Genomic DNA, 20,950 nt, shown 5'->3' on the forward strand with positions numbered 1-20,950 from the left:
CCGTGAGGGCGGCTCAGTCGGCCAGATCCGCTCTCAACCCGGTGCGCAGTTCTCCGAGTTCGTTCCAGAGTCCGGCGATGTGGAGCCGTGCACCCTCGACCGTCTCACCCGTGCGGGCCATGCCGTGGGTGAGCCGTATCAGCACACCGTAGGTGGCGTTCAGCGAGCGGTTCATCGCCCGCACACTCGCCAACAGCGGTTCGGGCAAGGTCAGCTGAAGCTCCGCGTAGCAGTCGCGGTAAGCCGCCCGGGCCTGCTCCAGCTGCGGCGCTTCCCGGGCGGTGTGCTCGCCCACGGACCCACGGCCCAGCGCGTGCGCGTAGTCGGAAAGCGCCGTCAGGTACTGACGGGCGGAGGTGTTGAGTACGGCGTACTGAGACCGACGGGCGCCGAGAGTCTCCTGGCGCTCCTGGAGGAACCGGTCGTCCATCATTCGCCGTTCCTCCTCACGCCGATCGTCACGGCGGGAGCGGTCGATCCGGCTCTGGGTGATCAGGGCGGTCATGGTCGTCGTCGCGGCCCCGACCACCGTCACCAGCAGTGCTGTCGCCGTGGCGTCCACGCCGCCTCCCGCCGTCGCATGGTTGCCTCCCTGCCGGGAGTCCGAGGACGCGGCCGCGCGCGCGTGATGAGCGCCCCCTTCCATTCAAGCCCGTCGGCCGTCCGCCGCCGGGGCGGGAACGGGCTGTCCCCCGGGTCTGGGCAGGGTGTTGGCCGGGCGGTGCTCCGCCAGAACGTCGAGCACGGCCCGGGCCACCGCCGGACGCCGCACCGCCAGATGCACCTCCCAGAAGGGCCGGTCCGCCAGGGCAGGACCGATCGCGGTGAGCATCGCACGCAGGCTCGCCGCCGGTTCCAGACCACCACGGCCCGCGCCCAGCAGCGGGAGGCACAGAGACCGCAGGGGCGGGCCGAAGCTGTCCCGTTCCGCCGCGGCCGCTTCGAAGACCTGTCGAACCGCCTTTGTGACGACGGCGGGTGTCGTGTCGTAGCCACCGTCCGTCCTGGGCATCACAACGGCCGCGTGATAGACCCTGCGGACGCCCTGGGAGGCGAGTTCCCCGGCGGAGGTGGCCGCGACGGTTCCCGGGGCGACGGGCAGGCCGGGGGAGGCGAACCGCACCAGCCAGTCGTGCAGTTCACGGGCGAGTACGTCGTCCAGGATGGCGCCGGCTGCGTTCTGCCGGGCCGCGGCACGGCGCAGTGCGCCGGATGTGGTCGGCCTGTAGGTCCGCGACATCTCCAGGTAGGTGTTCTCGGACGACACCAGGATGTCGACGCCTGTGACGAATTCGATGGGGCTGGTGTGCACGATGATGCGCGCCGTCGTGCCACCGAGTGCGACGGGCAGGGAGAGCGGGCCGAGGGGCAGCGGCCGGGCGTCCGGGGGGCCGGTGCGCCGCGTCTGCTCCACCGCACGGACCGTACTCTCCGTGCGCTCCGCGATCGCCTCGGTCCCCCCCGCCACGGCTCCGTTGCCGGCCCCCTGACCCTCGGTTGCCGGCGAGCGGGCCAAGCACAGCGCCAGTACCGCTTCCGCCGTCTCCTGAAGCACGAGCTTCTCGTGGTGCTTGCGGAACCGGTCGATGCTCACCCGGAAGACGTCTGCCGCCCGGCGTCGCCGGTCCTGGGCCGCCCACTCCCGTGCCCCCCGCGTCAACCCGAACGTGTACTGCGCGGCGGTCTGCAGATCACCGCCCCCGAGCGTCTCGACGGCGTCCCGTAACAGCGCCTCCACGGCGCCCGGCCGCATATCCCCCTCGCCGCCGTCGCTGTGCACGACCGACGCCGCGTGCAGCAACGGGAGTTCCAGTCTCCGCAGGCCCAGCAGCCCATTGGCTCGCACCAGGCCCAACTCGGCAACCATGTCGGCGAGTGCGACCGTGGTGGGAGAGAAAACCATGGGTTCAGCATGCTGGTGCGCGGTCCGTGCCAGCAACCGGAATGGACCGATGAATCCGTATCCGCCCGTCCCTGCCCGAGCCTTCCGAAGGGCAGTCCGCCGAGCAGCCCGCGCAACGGTCACCCAACCGGCCGGCCGGCGGCATTACGACGGCGGCGCCGTTCGGTTCCTCGCCGGTCCGGCCCAGGCCGCCAGCGCCTCGGCCCGTTCGGTGCGCCGGGTATCCGCGTCGGTGGCGCGGGTGGCCCAGGCGATGTGTCCGTCGGGACGTACGAGGACCTCGGTCACTCCGTCCAGGTCCGCGTGCTCGTCGTGCTTGGTGACAGTCACAGTGGTGAGTCGCGATTGCCGCCCGGCGGCTCCGGCCTCGCCCGGGCCGGCGTCCCCCCTGAGGTCCAGCAGGACGAACCGGCCCTGGGGAAGCAGTTCGTAGACCCGTGTCGCCTCCGAACCGGCAGCGGTCAGTCCGATGTCGGGCATGCGCCGCCCCACCAGCGGTTCGGCTCGGGCGTCGGCGGGCGGGTAGCAGGTGCCGAGTGCGGAGACCTGCGCGGCCAGGCGGCGGTTGACCTCCTTGATGCCCAGGAGGTCGTCGAGGAGTTTGCGCAGGGCCGCCGCCGGACGCTCGTACTGGGGCAGGAGCGTCAGCTCCCACAGCAGGGTCTGGATCTCGGTGTTCTCGGTGACCGCCCGCCCCACCGGGTGGCGCTCCTCGTGGTAGCTGTCGAGCAGCCCGGGCGGCGCCCAGCCGTTGATCTCGGCGGCAAGCTTCCAGCCCAGGTTCATCGCGTCCTGGAGCCCGGTGTTGAGACCCTGGCCGGCCGCGGGGAAGTGGATGTGGGCGGCGTCGCCCGCCAGCAGGACACGGCCGGAGCGGTAACTCTCCGCGAGCCGGGTGGCGTTGCCGAAGCGGGAGAGCCACCGGGGTTCGGCGACACCGCAGTCCGTGCCGCAGATCCGGACGAGCGAGGAGCGGAACTCCTCGATCGTCACCTTCTGCGCGCTCGGCGTCCGCATCCGCTGCGGATCCATGAACACGAAGCGGATCAGACCCTCCTCCAGCGGTACGGCCAGCACACCGGCGGCCCGCGCGCGGTCGAGACCGGCGGGGTCGACGACGGCGAAGTCCCCGAGCATCCCGGTCAGCGTTTCGTCCGTTCCCGGGAAGTCGATGCCCGCGGCCTGTCGTACGAAGCTGCGTGCGCCGTCGCACCCGACCGCGTACCGCGCCCGCACGGTCCAGGCGCCGCCGGGCCGGCGCACGGTCAGCTCGACACCGTCGGCGTCCTGGCTCAGCCCGACGCTCTCGTGCCCGCGGCTGATCTCCACGCCCAGCTCGCGCGCCCGCTCCTCCAGCAGCGCCTCGGTGCGCGCCTGGGCCAGGAACAGGGTGTATCCGTGCCGGGAGTCCAGCGCGGAGAAGTCCAACTGGGTGTCCAGACCGGCGAAGTGCCAGCCGGGCACGGTCCGGCCGAGCGCGAGGAAGCGGGCGGCGATGCCCCGCTGGTCCATCAGCTCGACGCTGCGGGGGTGCAGGGTCAGCGCCCGGGAGTCCCGCTGCGGTTCGGCGCGGCGCTCGACGACCCGGGTCCGTACGCCCGCCAGCGCGAGCTCGCAGGCGAGCATCAGCCCGGTCGGGCCGGCACCCACGACGATCACATCGGTGTGCATGGTGATCTCCTCAGCATTTAGTGAACAGCGTTCACGTGAACGATGTTCACTATAGTGACGTCCATGAGTGCTCCGTCAACCCCGGCCAGAGGCCGGCCCGCCCGTCTCGACCGGACACGTACCGTCGAGACAGCCCTGCGACTGCTGGACGACAGCGGTCTCGACGCCCTGACCATGCGACGCCTCGCCGACGCGATGGACGTCCGCGCCGGTGCGCTGTACCGCTACTTCGCGACCAAGCAGGACCTGCTCACCGCGATGGCCGAGCAGATGCTGGCCGGCACCTCCCCGTCCGCGTCAGGGGCCGAGGCCGACTGGAGCGAGCGGCTGACCGCTCTGGCCCGTACGCTGCGCGACGCGCTGCTGCGGCACCGGGACGGCGCCCGTGTCTACGCCGGCACGCACTCCACCGGCCCGGGCACCCTGGGGTACGCCGAAACTCTCATCGGGGCCCTGCGCGAGGCGGGCTTCGGCGACGAGGACGCGGCTCGCGGTGGGCTCGCGGTCGTGCACTTCACGCTCGGCCACACACTGGAGGAGCAGGCCGCACTCCAGCCGGGGGACTCGGGTCCCGCGGACCCCGAAGCCCTGCGCGCGGCGGTGACGACGGAGCGGTTCCCGCATCTCGCGGCGACCCTGCCGGTGCTGACCGGCACGGACTTCGAGGCCCAATTCGAGTTCGGCCTGCGCCTGCTCGTCCAGGGCCTGCGGGCGCTGCGACAGCCCCGGCCGTGACCGTGCGTGGCCGACGTCTACATCATCGGAGCTTCGGAAGGGTCGTGCTCAGCCCAGATGATCTTTCCCTCGGCGGTGTACCGGGTGCCCCAGCGCTTGGCCAGCTGGGCCACCAGGAACAGCCCGCGGCCACCCTCGTCGGTGGTGCGCGCATGGCGCAGCCGCGGGGAGGTGTTACTCGTGTCGAAGACCTCGCAGATCAGTACGTCCTGCCTGATCAGACGTAGCCGGATGGGCCCCGACGCGTAGCGGATGGCGTTGGTGACCAGCTCGCTCACGATCAGTTCCATCGTGGAGGCCAGCCCGCTCAGCCCCCATGCGTCGAGGCAGCGCAGGGTCCGGGCGCGGGCTTCGGCCACCACCGCCGGATCGGACGGCAGGTCCCAAGAGGCCACCTGATCGCTGCCGAGGGCGTGCGTACGGGCGAGAAGAAGCGCGACGTCATCGTCGGGAGGGCCGTTGAGCATGTGGGTCAGGACGCTCGCGCACAATTCGTCCAGGGGCCTGCCGGGACTGGCCAGAGCGGTGCCCAGCCGGGACATCCCGACCTCCACGTCCCGTTCGCGGGCCTCGATCAGCCCGTTGGTGTAGAGGGCGAGGACGCTCCCCTCCGCCACCTCGAAATCGGCCGACTCGAACGGCAGACCTCCCAGGCCCAGCGGCGGTCCCGGCGGCAGGTCGAGGAATGCCACCGAACCGTCCGGGGAGACGAGCGCGGGAGGCGGGTGGCCCGCCCGGGCCATCGTGCACCTGCGGGTGGCCGGGTCGTAGACGGCGTACAGGCAGGTGGCACCGAGCACGGCGGAGGCCGGACTGTCGTGGTGCGCCACGTCCTCGCCGATGAGACCGAGCAGCTGGTCGTCCAGGTGGGCCAGCAGCTCCTCCGGAGGAAGGTCCAGGTCGGCCAGCGTACGGACGGCCGTGCGCAGCCTTCCCATGGAGGCGGCGGCGCGGATCCCGTGGCCGACCACGTCACCGACGACCAGGGCCACCCGGGCCCCGGACAGCCGGATCACATCGAACCAGTCGCCGCCCACCCCGTCGCTGGCTGCCGCGGGAAGGTAGCGCGACTCCACTTCCAGCGTGCTCTGCGTCGTCACTCTCTGGGGCAGCAGAAAGCGCTGAAGAGCCAGCGCGGTGTTGTGCTCCCGGGTGAACTGGCGGGCGTTGTCGATGTTGACGGCCGCTCGCGCGACGAGATCCTCGGCGAGGAGGAGATCGGCCTGCTCGAAGGTGCCGCGGCTCTCGCGGCGGACGAAGGTGGCGACGCCCAGAGCATTGCCGCGGGCGCCGACTCTGACCAGCATCAGCGAACACCGGCCAAGGCCCTGGTTGTCCTCGGCACGGTGCGGCTCGGCGGCGAGCCACCCACCAGCCTCGTCGTCCAGGACGGGGCGGAGGTATGACGAGCCGTCAAGCAGGCATCGCTCACCCGGTGAGGACGGCGGGAAGACGACGCTCTGCCCCGTCTCCGCGATCGGCTCCCGCAGGTCCGAGGTGGCGGAGCGCAGACCCGCGCGGCGCAGTTGCTGCGTACTGGGCAGAGGTCCGGGGCGCGGGGCCTCACCGAGCAGCACCGGGTCCAGCAGATCCACGGCGACGAAGTCGGCGAGGTGAGGGACGCAGGACTCCGCCAGCGCCTGCGCGATGTGCATGACGTTCAGGCTCTTGCCGGTCCGCGCGCCGACCTCGTTCAGCAGGGCGAGCCGCGACCCGGCGCGCCAGCGGTCGGTGACGTCGATGACCATGTAGCAGACGCCCCGCACCCTGCCCAGCGTGTCGTCGAGCCGGAAGAACGAGGTCGAGTAGGCGTGCTCGCGCTCCGGATCGGCCTGAGTGCGGCCCCGGTACTCGATGTCGACCGCGGGCTCCCCGGTCTCCAGGACCCTGCGCATGGTCGCCTCGATCTGCTCGGCGTCCAGTTTCGGCAGCACGTCGCCGAGCCGCTTCCCCAGCCGCTCCTCACGAGGGACGCCACCGAGGCGTTCCAGCGCGTCGTTGATCCAGATGTAGCGCAGTTCCGGGCTCATCACAGCCATGCCCACCGGTGAACGGGCGAGAAACTGGCCCACAAGCGACCGGTCCATCTCCCACCCCTGCCCCGCGTCGCTCTCGGTGCCCAGGTCGTTGAACGATGCGGCCAGGGGATCATTCCCGGCCCTGCCGTCGGAGGTGTCCATCGCGCTACCTCACCCATGAGAGGCCGGGATCTCGGCGCATGAACCGGCGCCCGCATGGCTCATTCCAGTGCTGCCTCCAGCATGGCACCGAGCCGCCGTCCGGGGGTGGCGGGACGCAGTCCGGCGGCGAGCGGCCGCCGCCAGGACGGACCTGTGCGGGGTCAGTGCCGCTTGCGTGCCACGTAGTACGCGTTGAGGATGTCGCCCTCCACCCGGCGCACCTCGACATCGCCGAATCCGGCCTCCGCGAGCATGCGCCGAGCCGTCTGCGTACCCCATACCGTGCCCAGTCCTGCGCCGCCCTCGGCGAGGGACACGGTCATGCAGTAGAAGACGGAGAAGGCGTACAGCACGGGGCCCAGGGGATGATCGACGTTCTCCTCCAGCTTGCTGGAGGCGTCCACGTCCACCATCAGGAACACCCCGTCGTCCCGCAGCGCGCCGGCCACGGCGGACAGCGTGCGGGCCGGGCGGGCCAGGTCGTGGATCACGTCGAAGGCGGTGATCAGGTCGTACTCGCCGGTCAGCTCGGCCGTGTCCGCCACATCGAAGCGAGCGTTCTCCAGGCCCAACTCTTCGGCCTCGCGGCGGGCCGCGGCGATACCTGTCTCCGAGATGTCCACGCCACGGAAGCGGCTCGCCGGGAAGGCCTTGGCCAGGAGATTGACCGCGCGTCCCTGTCCGGTCCCGATGTCGAGGGCGTCGATTCCCTCTCGCAGCCGTTCCGGGAGGCCGGACACCAGCGGGACGACAACATCGACCAGGTCGCGGTCGTACACCCTCGCCGTCTCCTCGGCCTGGAGCTCCTGGAAGCGCGGATACGCGGAGTAGGGCACGCCGCCGCCCCGCTCGAACGCCTCGAGCACCTGGTCCTCGACGGTGCCAAAAAGCGCCAAGTACTGCATGAAGGAGCCCATGTTGTCGGGGCCCGAGGCACGGACCAGTGAGGACGCGTGCTCGGGCGGCAGCCGGTAGGTGCCGTCCTTGGCGGTGTACTCGATGATGCCGCCCACGGTCATCCCGCCGAGCCACTCCCGCACATAGCGCTCGTTCAGGCCGGTGGCCCGGGCGATCTGCTCAGTGGTCGACGGGGGCAGCCCCGCCATGGTGTCGAACAGTCCGGTCCGGTGCCCGAGGCTGCACAGAAAGCCCAGACAGGAGTCGCTGAATATCTGCACCGCACGGCCGGCGAACATTTCCTGCTTCGCGGCGTCCATCGCCTGCGTGGTCATCGCATCTCGCTCCTTCGTCATCGCAGGTCGGAGAGCGATTCAAAGAACGATCAGGAGACGTCGAGCCGCAGACCGGCCGGGGATGTCGTCGATGTTTCCGATGCTACGCGGGGGGCCTGCGACCCGCCGCCGGGACGGGTCCGGCGTCACGGTTTCGTCAGATACGGCCTGGGGCTTGTTTGAGAAGTCCCGCCCGTCCCGCACGACGCCCCACTACCCCTTGATCAGTGATCCGCATCACATGCCGGCCCGGAGCCGTGATGTTTTCAGTGCCCGGTGCGCTGGGAAGTCCAGGCCGCCCATGTGACGGGTGCGCCTCAAGTGAACGTATCGGAGAGGTGGGGCACTTGAGCCCGCGTAGGTCGCACGCGTACAAACCCCTGAGCATGAAGCGCCGAGCCTGGCTGACCCTGGGAGCGGTTGTCCTCGGCGGGGCGGGGGTGGTCACGATCGCCACGGCCAACCCGTCCGACTCGCCCAAGAAGCCGCATCAGCAGGAGCGGCCGGCGAAGCTCCGCACGCTCGGGCTCACCAAGGGCGGAACCAAGGACCGGGAGCTGCCGGCCACCGACACCGAGCCGTTCTCGGTCGTCGGAATCGGCTGGGACAGCTCCACGGCCAAGGTCGACGGCACGGCAGAGGTGCGTACGCGCAGCGCCGAGGACGGCAAGTGGTCCGGCTGGCAGGCGGTGGACCTGGAAGCACACCGGCCGGACGGTGCCGAGGGCACCGACCATGGCGCGTCCGAGCCCCTGTGGGTCGGGCCGTCCACCGCCGTGCAGGTGCGCGTCGGCTCGGGCAAGGCACTGCCCAAGGGCCTGAAGCTGCACATGGTCGACCCCGGTGTGAGCAAGGCCGAGGCCGAGAACCCGGCCGACACGGACATGGACAACTCCGCCTTCGTGGTGGACGAGACCCCCTCCGGCTCCCCGAGCGACCCGGCCGCCCCGACGGATCCGGCATCGCCGTCCGACAGCGCGGTCCCGAGCGACACCGCGACGCCCACGGACCCGGCCACGCCGACCCCGACGGACACGCCGGCCGACACCGCGCCCCCGAGCGCGACGCCGAGTCCGACGCCCACCAAGCCGACCGCGCCGCCGTCCACGGTGAAACGGCCGCCGATCATCGACCGCGCCCACTGGGGCGCCGACGAGTCGCTGGTCGACGACCCCGCCGAGTACATCGACAAGGTGCAGGCGGTCTTCATCCACCACACCGTCGGCTCGAACAACTACAGCTGCTCCGAATCGGCCGCCCTGGTCCGCGGCATCATGACGTACCACATCCAGTCCGAGGGCTGGAACGACCTGGGCTACAACTTCCTGGTCGACAAGTGCGGCCAGATCTTCGAGGGCCGGGCCGGCGGCGTCGACCTGCCGGTCAAGGGCGCGCACACCTACGGCTTCAACAGCTACTCCACCGGCATCGCGCTGCTCGGTGACTTCGAGGGCGACGCCGCCACCGGCAAGCCGGCCGGACGGCCGAGCACGGCCGCCATGCAGTCGGCCGCCCGTATCGCCGCCTGGAAGCTCGGCCAGTACGGCGGCAACCCGAAGGGCACCGTCACGCTGACCTCCATGGGCAACACCGGCAAGTGGACCGAGGGCCAGCAGGCCACGATGAACGTGATCTCCGGCCACCGCGACGCCTTTGCCACGGCCTGCCCGGGCAAGAACCTGTACGCCAAGCTCTCCTCGATCCGCGACTTCGCCGCGGGCGCCGGGCGCAACTCCGCGATTCCCACCTCCGACTTCGACCGGAACGGCATCACGGACCTGGCCGTCGGCCTGCCGAAGATCGCGGCCAACGGCGGCGCGGTGACCGTCCTGCCCGGCGGCACGAGCGGCCCGGTCTCCGCCACCCGGCGCACTCTCACCCAGGCCTCCCCCGGCATCCCCGGTGAGAACGAGACCAGCGACAGCTTCGGCTCCTCGTCGGCGTACGGCGACGTCAACGGCGACGGCTACGCCGACCTCGCCATCGGCGCGCTCGGCGAGGACGACGACTCGGGCCACGGCGACACCGGCTCGGTCACCGTCGTGTACGGCCCTGGGCTCAACAGCGGCAAGCAGTACATGACCTCGGCCGCTTACCGGCTGGTCAGCGAGAAGCTCGGCTCCTCGGTCACTGTCGGCGACTTCAACGCGGACGGCAAGGCGGACATCCTCGCCCTCGCCCCGGGCAAGCCGGGCCGCTGGTGGGTGTTCGAGGACAAGTCCGACGTCCCCACCAAGGCCGGCTTCCTCAACACGACCGCGTACACCGCCGCCGTCTCCTACGCCGCAGCCGTCACCGGCGACTTCAACAAGGACGGCTACGCCGACGCCGCGATCAACTTCCGTGACCCGAGCGGGGTTTCGCGACTGCTGTGGCTCAAGGGCTCCGCGACCGGTCTGGTCCGCGTCGGCATCCTGGACGCGCGCGGCGGCCGTTCGCTCGCCGCGGGCGATCTGAACGGCGACGGCTACACCGACCTCGCCGTCGGCCAGCCGGTCACCACGGAGTCGGGCCACGCCCTCACCGGCGGTGCGGTCACCGCGGTCTTCGGCTCGTCGACCGGGCTGACCTCCACCGGCCGCAAGACCTTCGGCCAGAACACCACCGGCGTCCCGGACACCGGCGAGAGTGGTGACGACATGGGCGCGTCCGTCTCCGTCGGCGACGTCAACCTCGACGGCTACGACGACATCCTCACCGGCCTGCCGGGCGAGGACCTCACCCGCGACGGTGTCTCCCAGAGCAACGCGGGCCAGGTCATCCTGCTGCGCGGCTCCTCCACCGGACCGACGGCCACCGGCTCGGTCGCGTACCACCAGGACACCACCGGGGTGCCCGGGTACACCGAGCCCAACGACCGCCTGGGCTCCGCCGTCTCGCTCACCGATCTGTCGGGCTACGGCCGGGCGGATCTCGCCGTCGGAGCCGACGGCGAGGACGCGAACAACGGCACGATCCTCCAACTCGACAACAGCAGCACGAGCGGGATCGTCACCAGCTCCGCCGCCTACTACGGCACGACGGCTCTGGGGGCACCCAACGGCGCCCGCATCGGCCTGGCGCTGACGCCGTAGTCCGGCTGCCGCCGACGAACTGCGGCCGGGGTCCCACAAGTTGGGGCCCCGGCCGTTTCGTGTGTCCCCGGGTCAGTCGGTCGGTCCCGGTCCCCGGGTCAATGGGTCCGGCCGGACGGCTTCTGCCCGGGAGCCGCCCCGGACTCGTCGACCTTCGCGTCCCTGGACGGGCGTTCCTTCGACGGCTGCGGGAGAGGCCGCTCGGCCAACAGGCCTGCGCAGTACGCCGCGACGGCGTCGGGACCGCCGGCGGCGTCCTCGAGCCGCTGCCAGGCCGGGCTGTCCAGACTCCCGGGGCGCCCGTGCCGCGCCTCGTACGCACGGCACTGCGCCAGCTGGTCCTTGGCGGTCGGCGGTCGCTCGTCGCCCGTGGGTCCGGCCGGTCCGACCTTCGGGGGGACGGGGACGAAGGGGCCTCCCGGGGCCGTGGTCCCCCCGTCCCGGGAGGGCGAAGCGCTCGGCACCGGCCCGGGCCCGTGCCCGTCCCCGAACGGTGCCGGGATCGCACCCGCCGCCATCGCCACGCCGCCCAGCATCAGCGCGGCCACGAAGCTGCCCAGGCCCACCTTGATCCAGCGGGCCCTGATCCGCGGCCGCGCTGGCCGCCAGTCGTCTCTGCGCCGGGTGGGCACGGCGGGCGCCCCCGCGTCACGTGCGGCCCGGAAGGCGGCGACGGCGCGCCGCTCGGCCTGCGGTGCCGCGGGCACCGTGCGCGCCGCCGCAGCGAGCAGATCGTCGAGCGTCACCGTCGCCGCCGCCGCCGCCCGCGTCGGGGTCGACGTCGGGGTCCACGTCGGCGTACGCGGCTCGTCACCGGGGTCCATGGCACCTCTGGATCAGTTCTCGGTCATCTCCTTCTCCCAGCGCACGGGAGTCCGAATCTGTCACGCGGCTTCGCCCGAGCGTCGCCAGATGTTTCTCCAGACGTCTCAGCCCGCGGTGTGTGGCGGCGCGTACCGCCCCGGGCCGCTTGCCCAGCACCCGTGCCGCCGCGGGTCCGTCGAGACCGATGACGGTCTGCAGCAGAACCGCTTCCGCCTGCCCGCGGGGCAGGGTGGCGATCAGCGCGAGAGCCTGCGCGGTGGAAATGGTTTCGAAGGCCTCTGAGGCCGTGTCCTGCCTGGCGGGCAGCTCCATCAGGTCCTGTTCGAGAAGCGTGCCGCGCGGGCGGCTCCCGAGCCGGCGCAAGTGGTCGATGGCCCGGTTGCGCGCGATGCTCGCGGTCCAGGCGCGGAAACCTGCCCCATCCCCTCGGAAGCGTCCCAGGTCACGCGCGATCTCCAGCCACGCGTCGGACGCGACGTCCTCGGCGTCGTCCCCGACCAGACCGCGCAGAAAGCCGAGCAGGCGAGGCTGCAGAAGCCGGAAGGCGGCCGCGAAGGCCGCCTCGTCCCCCTGCTGTGCCCGCGCGACGTCCTCACCGAGCTTCGCGTCGTACGTCTGCGCACGGCGGCCGCTCCCCACCTTGCCCACTCGTTCCTCTTCGTCGCCCGCGTCACGGCACACCCACAACTGATGCCCCCTACACATGACTGCGCCGGGCCCCGCGGAAATGTCACATACGTTCGAGCGGCCGCAGGGCTCGCGAGCCCTTCCGCGGCGGGCGAGGATGGAGGGTGATGCAGACAGCGAGCACGGCCCCCGGCGTGACGTCGAGCCATGAGGTCTTCGGCGCACCGTGCTGGATCAGCCTGATGGCACGCGACCTTCAGGCCGCGCAGTCCTTCTACGGTGCGGTCCTCGGCTGGACCTTCCGGCGTGCCCTGCTCGGTGCCGAATTCCGGATCGCACATTTCGAGGGCACGCCCGTCGCCGGTATCGGCGCGCTCGCCCCCGCCCTGCGGGTCCCCGTCGCATGGACGCCCTATTTCGCCGTCGCCGACGTGGACGAGACGGCGGCTCGGATCCTGGAGCGCAGCGCTACGGTCGCGGTGGGCCCGCTGCGCTTCCCGGTGGGCCGCGGCGCCCTGGCAGCGGACCGGGACGGCGCCGTGTTCGGCATCTGGGAGGGGCAGCTGGTCTCCAACTGGCAGGCCTGGCGCAAGAACGCGCCCGCCTGGCTGCGGCTGCGCACGCGCGACGCGTTCGAGGCGGCGATCTTCTACGGGGAGGTCCTCGACTGGGCCGGAGAGCGCCCCGGCTGCTGCGAGGTCGACTACCAGGAGGGCGAGGTGGTCCTGCACCAGGACGGTCAGGTGCTCGCCCGGCTCAGTTCGGGCGCGGTCGGCACGACACCCGACCCGCTGTTCCAGCCGCGCTGGCACGTCCACTTCCCCGTCGGCGATGTGCAGGCCACGGTCGAGGCCGCACTCCTCCACGGCGGCTCGGTCCTCGGGCAGGGCCCGGCCCCCTACGGTGTGGAGGCGACGCTGCGCGATCCCGACGGCGCCCTGTTCACCGTCACGAGCCGCCCGGCGCGGTAGGGACCATCACGTCGCGGCAGGGACCATCACCTGGAGCCGAGCGGCCGCACCGTCATCGGCGTCCCGAGCACCTGATGGCCGCCACTGGCCAGCATGCGTACCTCTCCCCGGTCGCTGATCTCCGCGCGCACGATTCCCGTCTCGTCCTCGTAGATCGGATATCCCCCCGCGCCCGCCTGCGCGGTGCGGTGGACGATCACCGCGTCGTCCTCCACGGCGGACGCCTGAAACACCAGCTCGTAGGTTTCCGGGTAATCCATGAGTGCCTCCCGACATCGTCCATCGTCGCGCAGACCGGCCCCCGGCGCCTATCGGAAGATCGCCATTGCCTGTACTTCGAGTACCGCGTCCTCGGCGTTCCAGTCCTGGACCTTGCCGAGGCAGCGGGCCGAGAAGGTGCCCCGCGGGACCTCGTTGCGCAGTCCTTCCGTGGCGCAGGTGACCCGGACGCGAGGCCCCGCCGCGGGATCGGCCGGATCCCCGTAGGGCGCCAGGAAGACCGTGGACTCCGGCGATTCGCCGATCTTCCGGAAGCGGCCCCTGATGAGCACGAAGTCCTCGATGTCGCGCAGCCGTACGGTCTGCGGGGAGGAGCCGGGACCGCGCAGCGCCGACAGCCCGCCCGACAGCGCGGCGTTGCGTCTGACGGTCTCGTTGACGAGGTCCACATGCACGATGACGTCGTTCTCCTCCAGGACGTCCATGACGATGCCGATCACCGAAATCGGCTCGGCCACCTCCAGGAACTTGGCGACGACTTCCCGGTTGTCACGCCTGCCGCCGCCGACCCCGACGCCGAAGACCTTGGCGCGGATGTGCCCGTCGTTGGCGGCGGTGGTCCGCTGCTCCACCTCTTTGCGCAGGGCGGCCGTGTAGCGGCGCATCTGGTAGTGGTCCATGACGGTCTTGTCGTGGAGGTAGAAGCAGATGCTGAACGTCAGGTTCCGACCGCTCTTCCCCCGTCCGCGGGTGAGCCGGGAGAGCGCCACGACCAGCAGCGTGACAAGACCGGCAGCCGTCAGCAGCCACAGGAGCATCCAGGGCCACCAGACTCCCCACCACTCCTCACTGAACACACCCACGTATCTCCTTGAATGCGCTGAGGAGCGACTGGGCGGTGGCGTCGACCATACGTCCGCCGGTCGCCCGTGCCGCTCGATCGAGTTCCCTGGTGTCGGCCTCGCCGTAGCGAATGGTGTAGGTGCGCACCGCGCGTGCCGCCCGCGGCTGTGCCTCGTACCGGCGGATGAAGGAGTCCAGGTCCATCCCCGCGTTGTTCTCGCCGTCCGTCATCAGCACGATGGAGACGGCCTGCCCCGGCTGGTCCCGTACAACGGTGGACACCTTCCGGTAGGCGCGGTCGAGCGTGGACCAGATCGCGGTGCCGTCCCCGAAGGCGTCGGACGCCACGAAGCCGCGCAGCCGGTCCAGATCCCGCGCGCTGTCGTAGGTCACGCTCCGCTCGTCGAGTACGCGGCCGCCGAACCGCATCACGGTCAGCGACTCGCCCCGGTAGAAGCGCACGAACTTTCCCGAGTGGGAATCGTCGGCGCCGCTGAGACCGTCGAAGGTCGCGCGCAGCTGCGCGATGCGTTTGCCGCGCATCGACCCGGAGAAGTCGAGCAGAAAGATCACCTGCGCGGGTTTCTCGCGCTGTGGATCGCCGTAGTCGGCGAGAAGCCGGTCGACGACCTCCTGCTTGTCCGGGAAGTACAGGGCGTTGCCGACAGGCTCACGAAGGCGCGGGTCCCGGGGCACGGCCGGATCGACCGGCCGTCGCAGCGTGCGCTCCATGATCTTCTTCTGGACCGGTTCGCTCTTCAGCCACTCGACGAGTTTGTCGTACGCGGCGCGCCTGGCCGGGTCGAGGAGCAGCAGGGGGTAGTCGGACAGCACCATGCCGTCCTTGGGGTAGACGATCTCCAGGGGTGTGCGGAGCTTCCCGCTGCTGTTGAGGGTGAGCAGTTCGGACTCGTACGTGATGAGGGCGTCCAGGTCGTTCTGCCGCCGTACGAATCCGTCGGCCAGCCGGACCGAGGAGTCCTGGTTGAGTCTGTGTCCCGTGAAGAAGCCGCGCAGCCGGTCGCAGGAGACGTCCTCGGGGCGCAGCACACCGCCGGTGCCCGCGGCGGCGGTCGCCACGCCGACGAGCGCGGCGAGACCGCTGTTGCTGTGCCGTGGGTCGGCCATGGCGAACCGCAGCGACCCGTCCGCCGCCGAGTCGGCCACATCGGCCCAGGAGATCTGCCGGTCGGGGGCCCTGCGGCGCAGCTGCTGGGCCGCCTGGGGCTTCAGTCCGATCACGACGGGAGAGCGCATGATGCTGGTGGCCAGGGGCTTCTCGGCGTTGGTCCCGGCCTCCTTCAGCTTGAGCCGGAAATAGCGGTCGGAGGAGAGCCAGGCGAGATCGTGGTGGTATTTCCCGGGAGCGAGTGCGTTGCTGGCGTCCACGGTGCCGCGATAGTCCATCTCCAGGGTGATCCCGGTGTCGCGGCGCAGGTCGTCGAGCAGGGGCCCCAGGTCGGCGAGCTCCGAACTGGCCAGCACCCGCAGGGTGACCGGCTTCGGGGCGTCGGTGGAGCAGGCGGTGGCAGCGCCGAGCAACAGCCACGCCAGACACAGGGTGATGAAGCCCGTCATACGAGGCCGCGCTCTCATTCGGGCCCTCCGGCCGGGACTTCGGCGGCCGGGCAGTCGCCCACGACGGAGATCATCCTCTCCAGGAAGCGGAGCCTGGGCATCGAGGTCCTGGTGTTGTCGCGTGCCATCGAGGGGACGGGGATGTGCCGTTCCTCCAGGAACCTCGACAGCTGGTCACCGGCGACCTCGCCCGTCGGGTCGAGGATCCGGAAGCCCAACTCCATGGCCCGGCGTCGCAGTTGTGGGTCGTGGGTGATGAGTTCACCGAGCTTGTCGCCGTCCCGGTTGAGCGCGATGAACTGCGGCTGGGTCACGAACTGACTGGCCGGGTAGAGCAGCACCCGCTCGGTGTCCAGCTTCTTGGACTCCGCCTGGAACTGCGCCTGGTAGGTCAGGTACTGGTGCTCGTACGCCACCACCACGGGGGCGATTCCCTTACCCTCCGGGGAGATGTACGTGCGGAACACGTCGGCGGCAGGCAGCCCCTGCTCCATGAGGGGTTTGATCGCCCGGCCGCGCTCGTCGGCCTCCCGGTCGGTCTGCGGCACGTCATTGCCCTTGCCGCGCCGGGTGAAGGCGACCAGTGCCAGATACGTTCCCGCCGAGTTGGAGCCGCAGACGTCGGGGCTCTGGGCAATGATCCGGTTCTCATTGGTGATCCCGTGCTTCTCGATCCCGAAGTCGGCCCACCGCTTCCTCTCGCTGATGACCTTCAGGAACTGCCCCATGTCCAGCACGTAGTAGAGCGGCTTGTCCTGCCCCGGGGCGGGCTGCGGGGTGGCGATCTGGGCGTCGCGCAGAGTCTCGGCGTACTCCCGGTAGGTGGCGAGCACGATGGGGCTGACGAAGGGCCGGTGGACCTTCACGTACTGGTTGTCCGCCGCGCGCTGACCGGTGATCATATCTCCGGCGGGCTGTCCGGAGGGAAAGACGAAGTCGTACGAGGAGATGTCGCGGATGGCGACATCGCGCGATCCGGAACTGGTGATGTGGATCCGGATGTGATGCTTCAGCAGCAGCCGCTGGACCTCATCGTCCTCGAAGAAGTCCCGCTTGGAGGCCATCTTCCCTTCGAGGGTGGTGATCCGCTCGAAGGGAAGCAGGAAGTTCCCCGAGATGCCGAGGACCGCCGCCCCGGTCAGTACGGCTGCCAGCGCGGGCAGAAAGACGACCAGGAAGGTACGCCGCGACCATAAGGACGACGAAGGGCGCCGGACGGCCAGTCGCGGCTCCTCGACGACAGGTCTCTCCCCAATGACCACGGACGCCTCCCCCGATGTCCCCCGTCTCCGCTGCCGACAGCATGTCGCAGCCGGAGGGCCGTCCGGGCATCATTCGGCGAATCCACGGTGAACAACTGCGCTGCCTGACGGGGGAGTTGGGCACGCAGTGACTACGCGGGCGGGGCGAGCTCGGCGGCGCCGAAAGAGACGTCGAAGCGGTCGCACCAGATGCTGACGCTGGTGTATCCCGCCAGATCGAGGTCCCGGGGCAGGGCGTAGTTCTGGTCGCCCTTGTTGCCCTTGAGCTCGCCGAGGCTGACGTGCTTGCCGTCGTCGAAGACCCGCCAGCCCGCCGTGCCCTGCTTCACAGGGGCGTCCGTGAGCAACACCCGCAGATCAGGACCGTTACTGGTGTCCAGGTTCTCCAGCCGCAGAATGCGGGAACCGTCGGGCAGCTTGACGATCCGGGCCGAGCCCGAGGTGTCGTGCTCGTGGCTGATGAGCGTGCCTGACGCGAGGATCTGCGGGGCGGCGGCGGCCGGCTCCCCGGCCGCCGGAGTCACGGCGGCAGCGGGGAGTGCGTCCCGTACCGTCTCGTCGACCCACAGCTTCCACGGCTGGAACCAGTAGACCCCCAGGCTCAGCCCCAGCGCACCGACGACCAGCGCCGATATGACCACAGGCCTCTTCAGCAACAACCGCACGCGTCCCACGACGTCCTCCCGTTATCCGCCGGGCGCGGTGCCCGGGCCTGTCCATTCAACGGGACGTCGCGCCGCGACGGGCGGCCCGGCGGATGACGGAAGTCTTACGTCAGCAGGGGGCGTGGGCGGTGATGTCCGTGACTGGACTGCTCGCCGCAGACGCGACCGGGACTTCACGCCCCCGCGATCAGACGGTCGACCGCCGCCGTGCCCGAGCTGTAGCCGGGTGCCATCGGCTGAGGCTGCTCCGCGGCCACCGGGACGGCGCGCTGCGCACGGGCCGGGACGAGCCCCCGCGCCGAGACCGGCTGCTGCGCCAGCGCCAGCATCGGCACCGCCGCCTGCACCTGCCTCTGTTCCGGAGGCAGCGGCTGCCCCGAGGGCACCTGGGACAGCATCGGGGCCATCGGCTGCGGAGGCGGCTCCGGAGCCTGGATGCGCCGCCCGTACAGCACCTGTTCCATCGCCTGCATGAGCCGCAGCACATCCTCCTGCGGCCTCACCACCAGCCGCAGGAACCGGCTCGAACTGCCGACCTTGTTGCTGCACTCGCGCACCAGCACGCCGTGCTCGGCGAGCAGCCGGTCGCGCAGGACCGAGCCGTCCACGCCCTCGGGAAGGCGTACGTACAGGAAGTTGCCCTGCGAGGGATAGACGGTCATACCCGGCAGCTGGGAGAGCCGCCAGGTCATCTCCTGCCGGTCGCGGCGGGCCTGCGAGAGGCTTTCGGCGTACTCCTGACGGTGCTCCTTGAGCATGAACACCACAGTCTCGGCAAAGGAGTTGAGGTTCCACTTCGGCAGGGCAGAGCGCACCTTCCCGGCGAGGGTGGGATTCGAGACGAGATAGCCGAAGCGGACGCCGTGCAGACCGAAGTTCTTGCCCAGGCTGCGCAGCACGATCACGTTCGTCCGCAGCACGGCCTCCGAGGCGACGCTCGGCTCGGGCTCGGCGTCCGCGAACTCCAGGAAGGATTCGTCGACGACGACCAGATCCAGATCCTGGAGCTCGTCGAGGAGCGCGATGACCCGCTGCTGGGGCAGGAAGCCGCCGTCGGGGTTGTTGGGGTTGCAGATGACCGCTGCCCGCGAGCCGCGGCTCCGGATGAACTGCACGAAGGACGCCGTGTCCAGGCCGAATCCGTGCGCCTCGGGCAGCAGGAGCATGTCGACGCGCTTGCCGGTCTCCATCGGCTGGTCGGTCCACCGTCCGAAGGTGGGCACAGGCACGGCCAGCGACTCGCGGACCAGCAAGTGGTCGATCCAGGTGATCAGTTCGGTGGATCCGTTGCCCATGGCAACGGTCTGCGGATTGAGTCCGAGCACCTGGCAGAGCTCGGCGGTGATGGTGTCCGCCGAGCTCGGATAGTAGGTGAGGATCTCGCGCAGGCGGCTGCCGAGCATGTCGAACATCTCGGGGGTGGGGAAGTACGGATTGCACGGGATGCAGAAGTCGGTGATCTCTCCGGCCTGTCCACCGCCTGCCCTGTTCAAGGTGAAGTACGAAGGGCTGTGCGCGGTGGACGCGCGGAAGAGTGCCGTGACGTTGCCGCCGGCCATGGATCTGCCTCCCCTGCCTGCCAATGGCCCGTACGGATGCGCAGGGACCCTTTCCGAATACGGTTGGGCCTGGGGTGATGTTCAACGACTAGTGTGAACCTTGATGTTCACACCGTCGGGCCCCACGTTCCGAGAGCTCGCCGTACAGGCGCTCTCGTCGATCGAGCACGGCTATGACCTGCTCGCTCCGAAATTCGACGAGACCCCCTTCCGTACCCCCGACCGGCTCCTCGACCCGGTGGTACGAGCGATCCGCCCGCTCGGGCCCTTCGGGTCCGGGCTCGACGTCTGCTGCGGTACGGGCGCGGGAGTGCGGGTGCTGCGAGAGCTGTGCGAGGACGAGGTCACGGGGGTCGACTTCAGCGCGGGCATGCTGGCCGAGGCGAAGGCCACGTACCCCTGGGCCACGTGGGTACAGGCGGACGCGCTCGCGCTCCCCTTCACCGAGGCCTTCGACCTCGCGGTGAGCTTCGGAGCCTTCGGCCATTTCCTGCCGGGTGAGCGCCCGACGCTCTTCGCCCGGATTCACCGCTCGCTGCGTCCCGGCGGCAGATTCGTCTTCCCGCTTCCGGCTCCGGCCCGGGTCGGATCACGGCTGTACTGGGCGCTGTGGGCCTTCGACACGGCGATGCGCGTACGCAACCTGCTGTGGCGGCCGACCTTCGTCATGTACTACCGCACCTTCCGGCTCTCCGACGTCATGTCCGAACTGGGACGGGCGGGGTTCACGGTGGAGCTGCGGCCGCTCGAAGAGCTGGGGCGCCTGAAGGACGGCAGCCCGCGGTGCCGGCTGGTGGTGGCCACGCGCCGCGGCTGAGCCCGCTGTCAGAGCCTCCTGTCACGGGGGACAGCTCCCGTTGCCCAACTCCGGCACAAGGAGTTGACGGATCCCGGACGGTGAGAGTCCGGGATCCGTCCTGCCTCACAGAGCGGTGAGCCGCTCCAGCGGGAACGGCGGCTGCGCCAGGGGGCGAACCGCCAGCCGGGTCAGCGGCAGGGCGTTGTCGTCGCCCGCCGTGCGGTTGGCATGGAGCACTCCGCAGCCCGTGCAGCGGTGGACGAGTACCCACTCGCCGTCGCCGCGCACGGAGATGGCGAGAGGCTCCATCCGGGCTCCGCAGTCGGCCGCCCGGTCGCCGGGGGTGTCGTCGAGGTGACGGCTCCACAGGCAGTTCGGGCAGTGATTGCGGTGGCCCGTGCCGGCGGCGGTCATCGACACGTCGAGGCCGCAGTGCAGGCAGCGGAAGGACTGGGCGCGGGCTTCGGTGCGGGCGCGCCTGGAGGTGTTGCGGGACATCGTGGACACGACTCCTGGTGTGATGCGTGGGATGGGCGTCAGCTCTGAACGCCGTCTCGCATCAAGGGAGTTCATTCCGCGAGAGCGGGAGGCCTTCCTCGATCGCGAGAACGGTTCCGCTGGGCCCTGGGCATACACGCACCACCTCGGCATCGACATCCGGTCACCTGATGAGACCGCGGCGGCGGGGCCCGGGGCAACCGAATTGATTCCGGCCCCGGGACCGCGTACCGGCTAGGTCCTGTCCGGTCGATCAGGCTGGATCAGGGAGCGGGGTCTGGTGCGTGCGATCGCAGGCCGGAGGATGGG

18 protein-coding genes are annotated in these 20,950 nt (G+C 70.5%); 4 read left to right on the forward strand and 14 right to left on the reverse strand.

Features of this window, described 5'->3' with window-relative positions:
* Positions 1–13: 13 nt before the first annotated feature.
* From OG905_RS09645 to OG905_RS09655, 3 genes are all read right to left on the reverse strand, one after another.
* Positions 14–562, reverse strand: coding sequence for a hypothetical protein (locus OG905_RS09645; protein ID WP_328667313.1), 549 nt, complete (start codon positions 560–562; stop codon positions 14–16).
* Positions 563–646: 84 nt separating this feature from the next.
* On the reverse strand, positions 647–1,903 hold the full coding sequence (locus OG905_RS09650; protein ID WP_328667314.1) for a hypothetical protein: 1,257 nt from the start codon (positions 1,901–1,903) through the stop codon (positions 647–649).
* Between the two features lie 144 nt (positions 1,904–2,047).
* Positions 2,048–3,574, reverse strand: a complete 1,527-nt coding sequence (locus OG905_RS09655) for a monooxygenase (protein ID WP_328667315.1) — start codon at positions 3,572–3,574, stop codon at positions 2,048–2,050.
* A gap of 63 nt (positions 3,575–3,637) precedes the next feature.
* Here OG905_RS09655 and OG905_RS09660 point away from each other — a divergent pair, with 63 nt between their 5' ends.
* The gene (locus OG905_RS09660; protein WP_328667316.1) at positions 3,638–4,309 is read left to right on the forward strand and encodes a TetR/AcrR family transcriptional regulator; all 672 of its coding nucleotides are present in this window, start codon (positions 3,638–3,640) and stop codon (positions 4,307–4,309) included.
* A 17-nt stretch (positions 4,310–4,326) separates the two neighbouring features.
* Here OG905_RS09660 and OG905_RS09665 read toward each other — a convergent pair whose 3' ends face one another.
* Both OG905_RS09665 and OG905_RS09670 read right to left on the reverse strand, forming a co-directional pair.
* A complete protein-coding gene (locus OG905_RS09665) occupies positions 4,327–6,489 on the reverse strand; it encodes a SpoIIE family protein phosphatase (protein ID WP_328667317.1) in 2,163 nt (720 codons plus the stop codon).
* Between the two features lie 161 nt (positions 6,490–6,650).
* Positions 6,651–7,721, reverse strand: a complete 1,071-nt coding sequence (locus OG905_RS09670) for a class I SAM-dependent methyltransferase (RefSeq protein WP_328667318.1) — start codon at positions 7,719–7,721, stop codon at positions 6,651–6,653.
* A gap of 386 nt (positions 7,722–8,107) precedes the next feature.
* Between OG905_RS09670 and OG905_RS09675 the strand changes: the two genes are divergently transcribed.
* Complete coding sequence (locus tag OG905_RS09675; RefSeq protein WP_328667319.1) at positions 8,108–10,795, forward strand: FG-GAP-like repeat-containing protein; 2,688 nt, start codon at positions 8,108–8,110, stop codon at positions 10,793–10,795.
* Between the two features lie 98 nt (positions 10,796–10,893).
* Here the strand turns inward: OG905_RS09675 and OG905_RS09680 are convergent, their stop codons facing one another.
* Positions 10,894–11,619, reverse strand: a complete 726-nt coding sequence (locus tag OG905_RS09680) for a hypothetical protein (protein WP_328667320.1) — start codon at positions 11,617–11,619, stop codon at positions 10,894–10,896.
* Positions 11,606–12,268 carry an RNA polymerase sigma factor gene (locus OG905_RS09685; protein WP_328667321.1) on the reverse strand — a complete coding sequence of 221 codons (663 nt, stop codon included), beginning with the start codon at positions 12,266–12,268 and terminating at the stop codon, positions 11,606–11,608. Before OG905_RS09685 ends, OG905_RS09680 begins: the two co-directional genes overlap by 14 nt.
* A gap of 146 nt (positions 12,269–12,414) precedes the next feature.
* Between OG905_RS09685 and OG905_RS09690 the strand changes: the two genes are divergently transcribed.
* Positions 12,415–13,218, forward strand: a complete 804-nt coding sequence (locus OG905_RS09690; protein WP_328667322.1) for a VOC family protein — start codon at positions 12,415–12,417, stop codon at positions 13,216–13,218.
* Between the two features lie 26 nt (positions 13,219–13,244).
* On the opposite strand, the gene OG905_RS09695 is transcribed toward OG905_RS09690, so the two are convergent.
* From OG905_RS09695 to OG905_RS09720, 6 genes are all read right to left on the reverse strand, one after another.
* Positions 13,245–13,478: a DUF6296 family protein gene (locus tag OG905_RS09695; RefSeq protein ID WP_328667323.1), complete on the reverse strand. Its 234-nt coding sequence runs from the start codon at positions 13,476–13,478 to the stop codon at positions 13,245–13,247.
* 48 nt (positions 13,479–13,526) lie between these two features.
* Complete coding sequence (locus OG905_RS09700; protein WP_328667324.1) at positions 13,527–14,300, reverse strand: hypothetical protein; 774 nt, start codon at positions 14,298–14,300, stop codon at positions 13,527–13,529.
* Complete coding sequence (locus OG905_RS09705; RefSeq protein ID WP_328667325.1) at positions 14,284–15,858, reverse strand: substrate-binding and vWA domain-containing protein; 1,575 nt, start codon at positions 15,856–15,858, stop codon at positions 14,284–14,286. Before OG905_RS09705 ends, OG905_RS09700 begins: the two co-directional genes overlap by 17 nt.
* Positions 15,859–15,872: 14 nt before the next feature.
* Positions 15,873–17,120, reverse strand: coding sequence for a hypothetical protein (locus OG905_RS09710; RefSeq protein ID WP_328667326.1), 1,248 nt, complete (start codon positions 17,118–17,120; stop codon positions 15,873–15,875).
* A 131-nt stretch (positions 17,121–17,251) separates the two neighbouring features.
* The gene (locus OG905_RS09715; protein ID WP_328667327.1) at positions 17,252–17,794 is read right to left on the reverse strand and encodes a DM13 domain-containing protein; all 543 of its coding nucleotides are present in this window, start codon (positions 17,792–17,794) and stop codon (positions 17,252–17,254) included.
* A gap of 164 nt (positions 17,795–17,958) precedes the next feature.
* Positions 17,959–19,344 carry a pyridoxal phosphate-dependent aminotransferase gene (locus OG905_RS09720; protein WP_328667328.1) on the reverse strand — a complete coding sequence of 462 codons (1,386 nt, stop codon included), beginning with the start codon at positions 19,342–19,344 and terminating at the stop codon, positions 17,959–17,961.
* Between the two features lie 103 nt (positions 19,345–19,447).
* Here OG905_RS09720 and OG905_RS09725 point away from each other — a divergent pair, with 103 nt between their 5' ends.
* Positions 19,448–20,161: a class I SAM-dependent methyltransferase gene (locus tag OG905_RS09725; protein ID WP_328667329.1), complete on the forward strand. Its 714-nt coding sequence runs from the start codon at positions 19,448–19,450 to the stop codon at positions 20,159–20,161.
* 105 nt (positions 20,162–20,266) lie between these two features.
* Here OG905_RS09725 and OG905_RS09730 read toward each other — a convergent pair whose 3' ends face one another.
* Positions 20,267–20,641, reverse strand: a complete 375-nt coding sequence (locus OG905_RS09730; RefSeq protein WP_324990937.1) for an RNHCP domain-containing protein — start codon at positions 20,639–20,641, stop codon at positions 20,267–20,269.
* Positions 20,642–20,950 lie beyond the last annotated feature (309 nt).

This window comes from Streptomyces sp. NBC_00322 (assembly GCF_036147535.1).
In the GTDB taxonomy this organism is placed as follows: domain Bacteria; phylum Actinomycetota; class Actinomycetes; order Streptomycetales; family Streptomycetaceae; genus Streptomyces.

Bases quoted from the DNA above. Each gene is read 5' to 3' on its own strand.
- OG905_RS09690 (WP_328667322.1), top strand. From the start codon at position 12,415: ATGCAGACAGCGAGCACGGCCCCCGGCGTGACGTCGAGCCATGAGGTC.
- OG905_RS09725 (WP_328667329.1), top strand. From the start codon at position 19,448: ATGTTCACACCGTCGGGCCCCACGTTCCGAGAGCTCGCCGTACAGGCG.
- OG905_RS09655 (WP_328667315.1), bottom strand. From the start codon at position 3,574: ATGCACACCGATGTGATCGTCGTGGGTGCCGGCCCGACCGGGCTGATG.
- OG905_RS09705 (WP_328667325.1), bottom strand. From the start codon at position 15,858: ATGACGGGCTTCATCACCCTGTGTCTGGCGTGGCTGTTGCTCGGCGCT.
- OG905_RS09675 (WP_328667319.1), top strand. From the start codon at position 8,108: ATGAAGCGCCGAGCCTGGCTGACCCTGGGAGCGGTTGTCCTCGGCGGG.
- OG905_RS09730 (WP_324990937.1), bottom strand. From the start codon at position 20,641: ATGTCCCGCAACACCTCCAGGCGCGCCCGCACCGAAGCCCGCGCCCAG.
- OG905_RS09720 (WP_328667328.1), bottom strand. From the start codon at position 19,344: ATGGCCGGCGGCAACGTCACGGCACTCTTCCGCGCGTCCACCGCGCAC.
- OG905_RS09680 (WP_328667320.1), bottom strand. From the start codon at position 11,619: ATGGACCCCGGTGACGAGCCGCGTACGCCGACGTGGACCCCGACGTCG.
- OG905_RS09660 (WP_328667316.1), top strand. From the start codon at position 3,638: ATGAGTGCTCCGTCAACCCCGGCCAGAGGCCGGCCCGCCCGTCTCGAC.
- OG905_RS09665 (WP_328667317.1), bottom strand. From the start codon at position 6,489: ATGGACACCTCCGACGGCAGGGCCGGGAATGATCCCCTGGCCGCATCG.
- OG905_RS09650 (WP_328667314.1), bottom strand. From the start codon at position 1,903: ATGGTTTTCTCTCCCACCACGGTCGCACTCGCCGACATGGTTGCCGAG.
- OG905_RS09670 (WP_328667318.1), bottom strand. From the start codon at position 7,721: ATGACCACGCAGGCGATGGACGCCGCGAAGCAGGAAATGTTCGCCGGC.
- OG905_RS09695 (WP_328667323.1), bottom strand. From the start codon at position 13,478: ATGGATTACCCGGAAACCTACGAGCTGGTGTTTCAGGCGTCCGCCGTG.